This is a genomic window from Streptomyces odontomachi (assembly GCF_024435355.1).
GTDB lineage: Bacteria > Actinomycetota > Actinomycetes > Streptomycetales > Streptomycetaceae > Streptomyces > Streptomyces odontomachi.
The window spans coordinates 1-11,888 of sequence record NZ_JAMJWG010000043.1 but is presented as its reverse complement, the minus strand read 5'-3'; the positions used below and the strand labels follow the sequence as shown (position 1 = coordinate 11,888).

The 11,888-nt window shown below is 73.2% G+C and carries 15 protein-coding genes; 5 read left to right on the top strand and 10 right to left on the bottom strand.

Translation table 11 applies throughout. The features are described from left to right. Positions 1-12: 12 nt before the first annotated feature. The 7 genes from NQO67_RS41780 to NQO67_RS41750 form a co-directional block, all read right to left on the bottom strand. Positions 13-189 carry a hypothetical protein gene (locus NQO67_RS41780; RefSeq protein ID WP_255955841.1) on the bottom strand — a complete coding sequence of 59 codons (177 nt, stop codon included), beginning with the start codon at positions 187-189 and terminating at the stop codon, positions 13-15. A 200-nt stretch (positions 190-389) separates the two neighbouring features. Next, a complete protein-coding gene (locus NQO67_RS41775; protein WP_255955840.1) occupies positions 390-1,004 on the bottom strand; it encodes a dihydrofolate reductase family protein in 615 nt (204 codons plus the stop codon). Positions 1,005-1,101: 97 nt separating this feature from the next. Beyond that, positions 1,102-1,566, bottom strand: a complete 465-nt coding sequence (locus NQO67_RS41770; protein ID WP_255955839.1) for a hypothetical protein — start codon at positions 1,564-1,566, stop codon at positions 1,102-1,104. Positions 1,567-1,802: 236 nt separating this feature from the next. Further along, positions 1,803-2,138 (bottom strand): YnfA family protein, encoded by a 336-nt coding sequence (locus NQO67_RS41765; RefSeq protein WP_255955838.1) that lies wholly within the window; start codon positions 2,136-2,138, stop codon positions 1,803-1,805. A gap of 54 nt (positions 2,139-2,192) precedes the next feature. After that, complete coding sequence (locus tag NQO67_RS41760) at positions 2,193-3,989, bottom strand: FtsX-like permease family protein (RefSeq protein ID WP_255955837.1); 1,797 nt, start codon at positions 3,987-3,989, stop codon at positions 2,193-2,195. Positions 3,990-3,993: 4 nt separating this feature from the next. Then, on the bottom strand, positions 3,994-4,752 hold the full coding sequence (locus NQO67_RS41755; RefSeq protein ID WP_255955836.1) for an ABC transporter ATP-binding protein: 759 nt from the start codon (positions 4,750-4,752) through the stop codon (positions 3,994-3,996). A 6-nt stretch (positions 4,753-4,758) separates the two neighbouring features. After that, positions 4,759-5,283 carry a PadR family transcriptional regulator gene (locus NQO67_RS41750; RefSeq protein ID WP_255955835.1) on the bottom strand — a complete coding sequence of 175 codons (525 nt, stop codon included), beginning with the start codon at positions 5,281-5,283 and terminating at the stop codon, positions 4,759-4,761. A 256-nt stretch (positions 5,284-5,539) separates the two neighbouring features. On the opposite strand from NQO67_RS41750, the gene NQO67_RS41745 reads away from it, so the two are divergent. The 4 genes from NQO67_RS41745 (at position 5,540) to NQO67_RS41730 (ending at position 8,610) form a co-directional block, all read left to right on the top strand. Next, positions 5,540-6,313 carry an SDR family NAD(P)-dependent oxidoreductase gene (locus NQO67_RS41745; protein WP_255955834.1) on the top strand — a complete coding sequence of 258 codons (774 nt, stop codon included), beginning with the start codon at positions 5,540-5,542 and terminating at the stop codon, positions 6,311-6,313. After that, positions 6,310-6,501, top strand: a complete 192-nt coding sequence (locus NQO67_RS41740; protein WP_255955832.1) for a hypothetical protein — start codon at positions 6,310-6,312, stop codon at positions 6,499-6,501. The genes NQO67_RS41745 and NQO67_RS41740 overlap by 4 nt, the downstream gene beginning before the upstream one ends. A 98-nt stretch (positions 6,502-6,599) precedes the next feature. After that, positions 6,600-7,445, top strand: coding sequence for a patatin-like phospholipase family protein (locus NQO67_RS41735; protein WP_255955831.1), 846 nt, complete (start codon positions 6,600-6,602; stop codon positions 7,443-7,445). Positions 7,446-7,527: 82 nt separating this feature from the next. Beyond that, positions 7,528-8,610, top strand: a complete 1,083-nt coding sequence (locus NQO67_RS41730) for a DNA polymerase III subunit beta family protein (RefSeq protein WP_255955829.1) — start codon at positions 7,528-7,530, stop codon at positions 8,608-8,610. Between the two features lie 32 nt (positions 8,611-8,642). On the opposite strand, the gene NQO67_RS41725 is transcribed toward NQO67_RS41730, so the two are convergent. The 3 genes from NQO67_RS41725 to NQO67_RS41715 form a co-directional block, all read right to left on the bottom strand. Next, entirely contained in the window at positions 8,643-9,134 is a 492-nt protein-coding gene (locus NQO67_RS41725; RefSeq protein ID WP_255955828.1) for a DinB family protein, read from the bottom strand. Positions 9,135-9,151: 17 nt separating this feature from the next. Further along, positions 9,152-9,556: a hypothetical protein gene (locus NQO67_RS41720; protein WP_255955827.1), complete on the bottom strand. Its 405-nt coding sequence runs from the start codon at positions 9,554-9,556 to the stop codon at positions 9,152-9,154. An 81-nt stretch (positions 9,557-9,637) separates the two neighbouring features. Continuing rightward, on the bottom strand, positions 9,638-10,273 hold the full coding sequence (locus tag NQO67_RS41715) for a M15 family metallopeptidase (RefSeq protein ID WP_308295751.1): 636 nt from the start codon (positions 10,271-10,273) through the stop codon (positions 9,638-9,640). A 175-nt stretch (positions 10,274-10,448) separates the two neighbouring features. Here NQO67_RS41715 and NQO67_RS41710 point away from each other — a divergent pair, with 175 nt between their 5' ends. Then, the gene (locus NQO67_RS41710) at positions 10,449-11,006 is read left to right on the top strand and encodes an isochorismatase family protein (RefSeq protein WP_255955826.1); all 558 of its coding nucleotides are present in this window, start codon (positions 10,449-10,451) and stop codon (positions 11,004-11,006) included. Positions 11,007-11,888: the final 882 nt, after the last annotated feature.

The following is an 11,888-nucleotide window of genomic DNA, read 5'->3' as shown; positions in this document are numbered from 1 at the left end:
CGCAGGGGCGGGCTACCGTGCTCGCCTCCGCCCCGGCTCCTCCCTCTGTCGCGCAAGGCCGAAGTTCATCACCGCGCTGACCCTGCGCCAGGTCTCCTCTGCGGTCTGCCTGGCGTCGGCGGGCACGTCGCCGCGCTCCTCGACCAGTCGGGCGTAGATCGGGAGGTTGGCCTGCGGGGTGGCACTCACCGTGGGGTGATCCCTTCTGTGGCAAGAGGACCTCGCTGCCGCGAAGTCGCGCACGTCGGTGCAAGGGTGCGCGGCACCCTGCGTGGGCCGCGTGTACCCGGCGATCCGGCGCCCAATCCCCGCAGCTTGGCCGGGCCCTTCGGCCTCCCGGGCCGGGCCGGCTCGCCGTCTCGCCGGTGGGTCACCCGCCCATCCGCCCGTCACAGCACGTCGTAGGTCAGGTGCGTCGCGGTCGACGTCACGGTCACGCTCCGCTGCCGCAGGCCGCGCGGCGCCCCGCCGGTGAACAGGGCCGTCCCGGCGCCCAGCACGACGGGCGCGAGGTGCAGCGTCAGCACGTCGACCAGCCCCGCGTCGAACGCCGAGCCGATCGTGGCGCCGCCGCCCATGAGGACGACGTCGAGGTCCTTGCCGCGGTCCGAAGCCGCCGCCTCGGCACGCTCGCGCGCGGTGGTGACGGCGTCGGGCAGACCGGTGGTGACGAACGTCCAGTCGAGGTCGGTGAGCCGCACCGTCGTGGGCGGCGCGCTCGTCACCACGACGAACGCGGGCCTGCCGACCTCGCCGGCTCCGTAGCCGGTCTCGTCGTCCCAGCCGTTCGGCCCGTCGACCAGGTCGAAGAGCCGGCGGCCGAGGACGACGGCGCCCGAGCGCGCGGTCGCCTCACGCAGCACCCGGCGGTCCTCGGGGTCCTTGGAGAACGCCCAGGTGTGCAGGGCCGCACCGCCGGTGCCCAGACCGTTGTCCGGGCCGGGGTCGGGCCCGGTGACGAAGCCGTCGAGGGAGAGCGAGATGTCAGCGATGATCTGCGTCATACGGTTCAGACCCGATCCGCCGCCCGAACTCATCGCTCCCCTCAGCCCTCGTCGCTCCCCTGACCCGAGTTCGTCAGCCAGTGCGCTGAGCGAAGCCTTACGCGGCCACCGCGCGCCGCACGAATCGCCGAAGGTGCGCACGGACGGCGGCGGGCTGCTCCAACCAGGGCTCGTGCCCGGCGCCCTCGATACGCGCCAGCGGCAGGGCGAGCCGGTGCGCGAGTGACGCGAGTGCCGGCAGCGGGCGCGGGTCGTCGCACCCGCCGAGGAGCTCCGCCCGTGCGGGCAGGCACGCGCGCAGCTCGTCCAGGCGCGCGTCGAGCGGGTCGGCACGTCCTTCCCGGCCGAGTTCGCCGTTCATGGCCCAGTTGACCGGGCGACGTCGCCGGGCGCCCTGCGCGGCCCAGCGCCACCCGCTTTCAGGGTCGGCGTGGTCGGTGAACCAGGCCAGCGTGAGCAGCTCGACCTCCTGCTCCTCCGTGCGGTGCGGCAGCTCCTGGAGTTTCGTCGACGTGCCGGGCCAGCGTGTGCCGGCCCCGCCACGGGGACCGGCCCGTGCCACGCTGGTCGTAGCGGTACACGGGCGCCAGGTCCGCAACCATCGGGGCCACCTCGCCCAGGTAGTCCGGCAGGCCCGGACCGCCGTGCAGCATGACCACGGGCAACGGCCGAGTCGTGTCCCCCAGCGCCACCCAGCGCACCTGCGCCCCGTCGGTCATCGACGCGAGGCCCTGCTTCTCCGTCAAGGTCACCGCAGAGAAGCTACCGGTCCCGCCGGGGCACCGGCCCTGACGGTGCTCAGTGCCCCCGCGGCCCGTACATGATCACGGACATGCCGGCGAGGCAGATCAGCGCGCCGATCACATCCCACCGGTCGGGACGGTACCCGTCGGCGATGACGCCCCACACCAGCGAACCCGCCACGAAGACCCCGCCGTACGCCGCGAGCACCCGGCCGAACTGGGCGTCCGGCTGGAAGGTCGCCACGAAGCCGTACGCTCCGAGCGCCACCACGCCCGCCCCCGCCCACAGCAGACCACGGTGTTCGCGCACCCCTTGCCAGACCAGCCAGGCGCCGCCGATCTCGAACAGCGCGGCGACGAGGAAGAGCAGGACGGAGCGGATGACCGGCATGGCGGAAGCCTGGCACCTGGCATGGCGCCGCCGGCGTGCGGGGCCGGCGTGCGTTCAGGCGGTCTCGGCGCTGAGGACGTCGGTCGCGGGGCGGCGGGTGTGGAGCCAGGCGGGGACGGCGGCGAACGCCGCGGTGCCGAGCAGGATCGCGAGCAGCGCGGTGAGCAGGGACCCGGTGGACGGCATGGTCGTCGAGGGCGGGCTGAACACGAGGTACAGCAGGAGCCCGATCGGGCTGCCGACGATGACGCCGGGCAACGCGGGCAGCACCTGGGCGACGCACAGGCCGGCGGTGATCTGGCCCGGGGTGGCGCCGAGGGTGCGGGCGATGGCCAGCGGATGCCGGGCGTCGAGCCCGACGCTCCAGGTCAGCACCATCGTGTTGACGGCCGCCAGCAGGCCGAGCGTGACGCAGATGCCGAACATCACCTGGGTCGTCTGGGCGTCGTGCACGTTGTTCAGGGTGGTGCTCCCGAAGTCGTATCTCCGCACGGTCTGGTGCTCGAGGACGACCATCGCGGAGACCATCACGCTGACCGTGGCCGTGCTCACGGCGACCAGCACGGCACGCCGCGGCCGGCGCGTGATCAGCCGCACGCCGAGCAGCAGCGACGTGGGCAGGTGGGCGGAGAGCGCGGTGAGCGGGGCGCGGCCCTGCGCCTCCCGGGGGGTGTCGGCCAGCGCCCGCACGGTGCTGGTGGTGGCCGCACGCACGGTGGGGCCGAACACGGCGAACAGCGGCACCACGACGGCCAGCACGATCACCCCGGTGATCGCGTCGGGGGAGGGCGGGATCGTCCCGCCCAGCAGCCCTGCGCTGGGGTCGGCGAGTACGGGGGCGACGAGCGTGCCGATCAGCAGGCCGAGCGCGGCCGCCAGGGCGGCGAGCAGCAGATGCTCGATGAGCAGCACGACGGCGACGAGACCGGGCGTGGCGCCGACGGCCTTGAGCACCCCGACCCGTCGGGTCTGCTGTGCCGCACGGCCGGTGACAAGACCCGCGAGGCCGACGACTGCGGCGGCGGCGAGCAGCCAGCTGCCGATGACCAGCGCCGGCATGGTGTCCCGTACCAGGACCGAGTCCTGGAACCTGATGAAGTGCCAGTTCTGGAAGTTGGCCAGGACGGGTGCGTCGTCCACGCCCCGGTAGTAGTCGCCGTAGCCCACGGCGCGCTCGGGGTCGTCGAGCCTGAGGTTCATCACGTACCCGATGGCCGACTGGCCGTCGGCGGCGGCCCGGGCGTCGGTCGGGGTGAGCCAGACCAGGCCCCTCTGGTGCTCCTCCGGGCCCCCTCCGCCGTTGGCCAGCAGGCCCTGCCAGGGGAAGACGATGTCGCCGGCCGTCACGGCGAGGCCGACGACCGGATAGGAGTGCCCGTGCACGCTGACCCGTTCCCCGACGTGGATGCCGAGCACGTCGGCGAAGCCGCGTTCGAGCACCGCGCCGCCGGGCCGTAGCCAGCTGCCCGAGGTCACCTGCGGGTGCTCGATCCTCGGCCGGTTCACCCCGCGTGCCTCGACGACGGTCTTCAGGGTGTGCCCGTGCGCCCGCAGGGTCGTGTCGAAGACGGTGTAGGGGCCGCTGTGCCCGGTCACATGGGGCCCGTCCGCCACCCGGGCGAGATCGGCCCGGGTCTGCGCAGTCGAGTTCGCCGTGACCACGACCACGTCCGGGCCCGCGGTGGCCGCCCGGGTCTTGTCGTAGAGGATGTCGGTCATCTGACCCGCGGCGAGCCCCAGCGCCAGGGTCGCCGTCGCCGCGGTGATCGCGAGCAGGAACAGTGCGGCCTCGGCGGGCCGCCGACGCAGGTCCCGCACCACCAGGCGGCACACCAGAAGTACTGCACCCATCGTCCTAGCCGTCCCACCCCAGCAGCGCGTCCAGCCGCCCGGTGCCCCGGGTCAACGGCGTGTCGCTGACGAACATGCCGTCGCGCATCGAGATCAGCCGATCGGCCGTCGCCGCCACCCGCTCGTCGTGCGTGACGAGCACCAGGGTCTGGCCGGCGTGGCGGAGCTCCTCGAACAGCCGCAGCACCTCCAGCGTCGAGGCGCTGTCCAGGTTTCCGGTGGGCTCGTCGGCCAGCACCACCAGCGGCTCGTTGACCAGCGCACGGGCGATCGCGACCCGCTGGCGCTGCCCGCCGGACAGCCGGGCGGGCAGGGACCGCGCCCGGTCGGCGAGGCCGACCTGTTCCAGCAGCTCCGCCGCTCGGCGGCGGGCGGCGCGCACCGGTCGACCGGCCAGCAGGGCGGGCAACTGCACGTTCTCCGCCGCGGACAGCTCGTCCACCAGGTGGTAGGCCTGGAAGACGAAGCCGATCGCACGGCGGCGCAGCCGGGCCAGCGCCCGCTCGCCCAGCGTGTCGATGCGCCGGCCGGCGAGCCACACCTCGCCGTCCGTCGGCCGGTCCAGGCCGCCCAGCAGGTGCAGCAGCGTGGACTTCCCGCAGCCGCTGGGGCCCATCACCGCCAGCGTCTGGCCGACCGGCACCGCCAGGTCCACACCGTCGACCGCGCGCACCAGGCCGCCTCGTTCACCGTGCAGTTTCGACAGGTCATGGGTGCGCAGCGCATACCCGTCGGGCGGCACGCTCATCGTCGGAACGCTCATCAACCGTCAGTTTTTCCTCTCGCGCGCGGACCAGGTCCGTTCGCATGCGTCCAGCCAGCGCAGATCCGCCTGGAGCCGGAGGGTGATGCCCTCCAGCAGGAGCCCGGCGTCCGAGGCGGGCGGCTCGGCCAGCGCCGCGCGCTGTGCCTCCCCCAACCGGCGCATCAGCTCCCGCCGCTGCGCGTCCACCAGCTCGCGCGGATCGGCGAGGCCGCCCGCGGCGGCGGCCACCAGCTTCAGGTGGAACTCGGTCAGGTCCGGCTTCGGCCAGTCCACCTCGCCCAGCCACTCGATCACCCGCGCCTGTCCGGCCGCCGTCAGCGCGTACACCTTGCGCTCCGGCCGCTCCGCCTGTCCCGCGGCGCGTTCCCACGTCACGAGACCGGACTTCTCCAGCCGCGCGAGCGTCACGTAGATCTGCCCGGCGTTCAGTGACCGCCCCAGTGGCCCGAGCCCCTGGCGCAGTCGTTCGCGCAGGTCATAGCCGTGCGCAGGCTCCTTGGCGAGCATCGCCAGCACCACGTCCTGCACAGGCCGCCTCCCTCCTTGATGCCATAGATAGCGGTTATCTATGGCGCCCGTCAATCCTGTCCGCCCGCACACCACCGGGCTCCCGCCCCTCCCTTCGAGCGCAACGGCGTGGCCCACCGATCCCGCCGGGCCGGGCCTCCAGGGCCCCGACCTATCCTTGGGCAAGGGCCGGTGGCCGGACAGGCGACGGCCCCGCAGCCCCCTCGCACCGACCGCCGCCCGACGCCGTAGCAACGCCGTTCTTGGAGCCCGAGAGATGACCGACACGCCCGCCGCCTCCCTCCGCACCGCCGTCGTCACCGGCGCGAGCAGCGGCATCGGTGCCGCCACCGCGCGGGCCCTGGCCGCCGCCGGCCACCACGTGGTGCTCACCGCACGCCGCAAGGACCGCATCGAGGCACTCGCCGACGAGCTCACCGCGGCGGGCCGGTCGGCCTCCGCGTACCCGCTCGACGTCACCGACCAGACCGCCGTCGACACCTTCGCGCGCTCCCTCGACCGCTGCGACATCCTGATCAACAACGCGGGTGGCGCCCTCGGCCTGGACCCGGTGGCCGGCGCCGACCCGGCCGAGTGGCGGCAGATGTACGAGACGAACGTGCTCGGCACCCTGCATGTCACCCAGGCCCTGCTGCCCGCGCTCACCGCGAGCGGCGACGGCACCGTCGTGGTGCTGACCTCCACCGCGGGCCGCGGCACCTACGAGGGCGGCGCCGGCTATGCCGCCGCGAAGCACGGCCAGCAGGTGCTGACCGAGACGCTGCGGCTGGAGATCGTCGGCACCCCGGTGCGCGTCATAGAGGTGGCGCCCGGCATGGTCAGGACGGACGAGTTCGCCCTCAACCGCTTCAAGGGCGACGCCGAGCGGGCCGCAAAGGTGTACCAGGGCGTGGCGCAGCCGCTCACCGCGGAGGACGTCGCCGACACGATCGCCTGGGCGGTGAGCCGCCCCAGCCACGTCAACATCGACCTGCTCGTCGTGCGCCCCCGCGCGCAGGCGTCGAACTCGAAGGTGCACCGCGAGCCATGAGCAGCCCGGAGTCCGGTGGTGACGGGCGGCGCACCGACGGCCCGCAGGGCGGGCCGCGCGCCGACGAACGGCACGATGCCGAGGAGAAGCGCACCGAGCGCCAGATGTGGTGGTACCTGGCCTACTTCCTGTTCGGCATCCATCTGGTCGCGCTCGTCATGATCTTCGCGGTCCGGCACGGCCACTGACGGCGCTCGGCAGGCGCGACGGGGTCACGGGCCACCCCCGTGTCAGTGGCCGGACGTACCCTGCACCCGGAACAGGTGGCACAGGCGAGGGGACGGTCATGAGCGAGGCGTTGGTACTGGGCGGCGGGGGCGTCGGCGGGATCGCCTGGATCACCGGACTGCTGGCGGGTCTCGCCGACACCGGCCAGGACGTCACCGGAGCCGACCTGATCGTGGGGACCTCGGCGGGTTCCGCCGTCGCGGCCCAACTGGGCAGCGGGCTGAGCCTGGAGGAGCTGTACGCCCGGCAGACCGTGCCCGAGCTCCAGGCCGCCGAGATCATGGCCGACGGCGACCTGGAGCGGTTCGGCGCCCAGATGACCGAGTTGCTCCACAAGACGCCGTCCTTCCAGGAGCTGCGGCGCGCGGTCGGCGCGTACGCGCTGGAGACCGAGACGGTGTCGGAGGCGGAGCGGCGCGCGGTGATCGAGTCACGGCTGCCGTCGCACGCGTGGCCGGAGCGCGCGTTGCAGATCGTCGCGGTGGACGCGGAGAGCGGCGAGCCGCGGATCTTCGACAAGGCGTCGGGCGTCGGCCTGGTCGACGCGGTGACGGCGAGCTGCGCGGTGCCGGCGGTGTGGCCGCCGGCGACCGTCGACGGCCGCCGCTACATGGACGGCGGCGCCCGTTCCGCGGAGAACGCGGACTACGCCGCCGGGGCGTCCCGGGTGCTGGTGATCGTGCCGCTCGGCACCGCCCAGGCCTTCCCGAGCGAGGTCCCCCTCGCCCAAGCCCTTCAGGAGTTGCGCGAAGGCGGCGCCGAGGTGGCCGTCGTCGAGCCCGACGAGGCGTCCCGCACGGCGATCGGCCCGAACCCGCTGGACCCGGGCATCCGGACCGCGGCGGCCGAGGCGGGTCGCGCGCAGGGGCGGAGCCTGAAGCTCCGTTGGACCGGGGCCCGTTGAATCGACGATGACCTGCGACTCCCACCCGGTGGTTGACCCTCGACTTGGTGCAGCCCCCAGAGTTCCGGGTGTGGAGAGCGAGATGCGCAGTATTGGCGAAATGGCCCGCGACAGTGGACTGAGCGTGAGCGCCCTGCGGTTCTACGACGGTGCCGGCGTACTGGTCCCCGCCTGGGTGGATCCGGTGAGCGGCTACCGCTGGTACGACCCGGGGCAGCTCGAGGAGTCCCGGTTGCTGGCGCGGCTGCGCCGGACCGGTATGCCGCTGCCGGACATCCGGCTGGTACTGGCCGGCTGGTCCGCCGCCGACACCGATCTGGTCCGGCAGCTGCTCCAGGCGCATCTACGCCGTCTCGAACAGGGGCTGTCCGAGGCCCGCGGCGAGTTCTCCACGATCCGAGCGCTACTCGAACGCAGGGAGAACCCCATGACCGCACCGCACAGCACCACCGTCCGATCGACCGTCCCCGCATCCGAGCTGGCCGCAGCGCTGGACGCGGTCCGCTTCGCCGCCAGTACCGATCCGGAGCTGCCCATGCTCGGCGGTGTGCTGTTCGACCTCGAGGGCGACGAGCTCCGTGTCGTGGCCACCGACCGGTACCGGATGGCGGTCGCACGCACCGGTACCGCCGGCCACGGTGGGCCTCGCGTGCAGGCCGTCGTGGCGTCCCCGCTCGCCGACGCGATGCGGGCGCTGCTGAGCGACGACTCGTCCGTCCAGCTCACCGTCGACGGTGACCGGGTGGCCCTGGAAGCGGGGGACCGCCAGGCGGCCGGCCAGCGTCTCGACCACGACTTCCCCGACTACCGTCGCCTGGTCCGCCTGCCGGCGGGGCGCCGTGCCGTGGTCGACGTTCCCGCGTTCCGCCGGGCGCTGGAGAACGGCCCGGTCCGCGCGAGCGAGACGCGTGAGCAGGACGGCGCGTCCTGCGACCTCAGCCTGCTCCAGGTGGCCGCCGACGGCGGGGTGACGGTCTGCGGAGACGGCACAGACGATCGGTACGACGTCGCCGTCAACCGCGAGTTCCTGCTGCACGCCCTGGCCGCCGCAGCCCGGGACCGGCTGATTCTGGAGGTCGGCGCCCCCACGGCACCCCTGGCGATCCGCCGCACCGACACGGAGGACACGTTCTCGCTGCTGATGCCGGTCCGGCTGGACGGCTAGGGTCCGCCGTCGGGTCCGTCGGGTCCGTCTGGTCAACGGGGCGCGAGCCCCGTCCGGCCGTCGAGCAGTTCGCGGACGATGTCGAGGTGGCCGGCGTGCCGCGCGGTCTCCTCGATCATGTGGAGGACGATCCAGCGCAGGTCGGTGACCTCGGGACCGAGCGGCCCCGGGTGGCGCCCGCGCGGGGGCGCGGACAGCGGAGCGGCGGCGAGGACGGCGTCGGAGCGCCGGCACTGGTCGCGGTAGAACGCGAAGACCACGTCCGGCGCTCTCGGCGTCGTCAGGGGAGCATGGTCGTCGGCGGGCCAGTCCAGCGGCTCGGCGGCGCCGGTCGCCACCTCCTGGAACCAGTGCCGTTCCGCGTGTCCCAGGTGCTCGACGAGCCCGAGCGGTGTCCATCCGGAGGGCAGCAGCGTGGTGGTCAACGCGTCGGCGGAGAGGCCGTCGACTATCGCAAGCACGCCGGCGCGTTGTGCCTTGAGGAAGCCGGACAGTGCTTCCTTCTCGCTGTCGTCTCTGCTCATGCGCGGATTGTGCCAGGTCAGCCGCCCGACTCTGCCCGCCCTTCCTGATCCGCCGGCCGTTCCTGATCCGCCGGCCCGTCCGGCTCCTCCGGACCCACATCGCGGAAGACGCTCATGTAGTCACCGTTCCGCACGAGTTCGTCGACGACCTCGATCATCCCGGGGATGCCCTTGTCACGGACGATCAGCCCGTCCCACACGGCGTGGTAACGGCCGTCCAGGCATTCGCCGGTCTGCCGCCAACGGTCCATGTCGCGGTGCACGACGTCCAGCGTGTACATCGTTCCCGACCAGCGGTCCCCGTTCTCGAAGATCACCCACATGTCGACGTCGTCGACCTCGTCGAGGTCGGCTCCCTCTCCGGGCACGAAGAGGATCTGGTGGCCGTCCCGCTGGACCCGGTAGAACGGTCCGTCCCACATCGGTCGGCTCCCCCTCCCCCAGCCCCTTGCCGGGCAACCGGGCCACGTTCGCCCGTCCTCATCGACCAAGGCGCGGCCACGCTACTCCACCGGCCCGTACACGGCACCGTCCGCCCCGGTCGTCAGGGCCCAGTAGCGGTCGCCGTAGGACCAGTGCCACCACTCGGTGGGGTAGTTGACGAAACCCGCCGAACGCAGGGCGCGGGCGAGCAGGTCGCGGTGGTGGCGGGCGGTGCGGGAGAGGCCGGGGGCGTCGAAGGGGCAGGTGGCCTCGGAGCCGGCGCGGTGGCCGTTCACCGCACCGCCCATGTCCAGTTCGGCGCCGGTGGCGTCGGCCAACGTGAGGTCGACGGCCGCGCCCGCGCAGTGCGGGGCCACCTCGACCGGCGAGACGAAGGCGGCGGCGCGGCGGTGCCGCTCGACCGGGTCCGTGACGCCGGCCGCGCGCAGCCGGTCCTCGTACGCGGCGAACCGGCGGGCCTGCTCGGTGACGGACCGGTGGCCCTCGACGACCAGCGGCACGATCCCGTCCGGCAGTTCGCGTGCGGCCCGTCGCAGCCGCGCCAGCACACCGCTGCGCATCCTGCCGTACGCCCCCTCGGGATCCCGCTCACGCGGGTCGAGCCGTAGCTCGGGGGCGCCGGTGACCTCCGCCAGCGGCTCACCGCACTCGACCACGGGGACGGCGTGCACGCGCGGGTCGCTCAGCAGGATCACGCGGGCCAGCCTACGGGCCGGGCTAGCAGCACGACTTGGGGAGCGGGCATGCCGCGAAAGGAGGTGCCACTGCCAGTGATTCGGTCTAGTGTGCGAATTACGACGAGGGTGCGCGGGCTGCCGGGCCACCGCGTCGCGCAGACGGACACCGAGCCACCGAATCACCGAGGTTGCCATGACGACACTTCCCGACCGCCCGAACACCGCACTGCTCGTCATAGACGTCCAGAACGACGTGATGGCCGAGGCCCACGACCGTGAAGCCGTGATCGCGAACATCAACACCCTGGTCGACAGGGCCCGCACGGAGGACGTGGCGGTGATCTGGGTGCAGCACTCCGACGCGGACATGGCGCGCGGCAGTGAGGGCTGGCGGTATGTGCCGGAACTGTCCCGTGCCGACGCGGAGCCCGTCGTCCACAAGTGCTACGGCGACTCGTTCGAGGACACCGAGCTGGAGACGCTGCTCGCCGAGCGCGCGGTGGGGCGGGTCGTGGTCACGGGCGCCTCCAGCGACGTGTGCGTCCGCTCCACGATCCACGGGGCCTTCGTGCGCGGGTACGACGTGACCCTGGTCGGCGACGCGCACACCACCGATGACCTCACCGCGTACGGCGCGCCGGCTCCGGAGCAGGTCATCCGGCACACCAACCTCTACTGGCAGCACCAGAGCGCCCCGGGACGCCGCGCGGAGACCGTCGACACGGCCGAGGTCAGCTTCGCAACGGGCTGATCCGGGTGCGCCGTTGTCCGTCGCACGGCCCGCCTGCCCGGCGAGGGGCGCCTGCCCGGCGGGGGCCCGGCCCGGGGTGCCCCATAGGGTGCGCTTCGACCTGACGGCCGCGTCGTGGCCGGTCGCGCAGTTCCCCGCGCCCCCTTCTGGGTGACCGTGCGACCTCGACGCCTGCGTTCTCCGGGCGCCGTTGTCAGTCGCACGGCCCGCCTGCCCGGCGAGGGGCGCCTGCCCGGCGGGGGCCCGGCCCGGGGTGCCCCATAGGGTGCGCTTCGACCTGACCGTTGCATCGTGTCCGGTCGCGCAGTTCCCCGCGCCCCTTTTGGGTGACCGTGCGTCTTCGGGAACTGCGTTTACCGGTGTGTCCGAGGCGCCTGGTGTTTCGTCTCGGGGCGGGGGCGCGGGGGGATGTACGTGCTCGGTCCGGCCCGCTCGGTACGCCCGTCAGGATCCCGGCACTTGGTCCGGATCCTGCGCGCGCACATCCCCCCACGCCCCCTCCCGTCTCGTACGCGACTACCACCCGCTGGCAGCACAGGCGCCAACGGCAACGACAGAGCAGGCCAGGCCGCGGAGACGTGCCCCGGGGGGAGAGCCGCCGACGGCGAGAAGGGGGCGTGGGGGTATGTGCGCGCGCAGGATCTGTGCGCAAGTACCGATCACCCAACGGTGCCGGCCACGCGCCAGACCGAGCACGTACATACCCCCACGCCCCCGCCCCACCCACCACGCGAAGCCACCCCGGCCACCCACATAAGGGGCGCGGGGAACTGCGCAAAAAGCCACGACACGGCCGCCACTACGCGACGCACCCCAGGAGGCACCTCCCAGCCACCCCACCACCAAAACCGGCACCTCAACGCCCCACAGCCACCCACCAAA

Coding starts and splice junctions, on each gene's coding strand:
- NQO67_RS41775 (WP_255955840.1), bottom strand. CDS start 1,004: ATGACGCAGATCATCGCTGACATCTCGCTCTCCCTCGACGGCTTCGTC.
- NQO67_RS41765 (WP_255955838.1), bottom strand. CDS start 2,138: ATGCCGGTCATCCGCTCCGTCCTGCTCTTCCTCGTCGCCGCGCTGTTC.
- NQO67_RS41760 (WP_255955837.1), bottom strand. CDS start 3,989: ATGGGTGCAGTACTTCTGGTGTGCCGCCTGGTGGTGCGGGACCTGCGT.
- NQO67_RS41755 (WP_255955836.1), bottom strand. CDS start 4,752: ATGAGCGTTCCGACGATGAGCGTGCCGCCCGACGGGTATGCGCTGCGC.
- NQO67_RS41745 (WP_255955834.1), top strand. CDS start 5,540: ATGACCGACACGCCCGCCGCCTCCCTCCGCACCGCCGTCGTCACCGGC.
- NQO67_RS41740 (WP_255955832.1), top strand. CDS start 6,310: ATGAGCAGCCCGGAGTCCGGTGGTGACGGGCGGCGCACCGACGGCCCG.
- NQO67_RS41735 (WP_255955831.1), top strand. CDS start 6,600: ATGAGCGAGGCGTTGGTACTGGGCGGCGGGGGCGTCGGCGGGATCGCC.
- NQO67_RS41730 (WP_255955829.1), top strand. CDS start 7,528: ATGCGCAGTATTGGCGAAATGGCCCGCGACAGTGGACTGAGCGTGAGC.
- NQO67_RS41725 (WP_255955828.1), bottom strand. CDS start 9,134: ATGAGCAGAGACGACAGCGAGAAGGAAGCACTGTCCGGCTTCCTCAAG.
- NQO67_RS41720 (WP_255955827.1), bottom strand. CDS start 9,556: ATGTGGGACGGACCGTTCTACCGGGTCCAGCGGGACGGCCACCAGATC.
- NQO67_RS41710 (WP_255955826.1), top strand. CDS start 10,449: ATGACGACACTTCCCGACCGCCCGAACACCGCACTGCTCGTCATAGAC.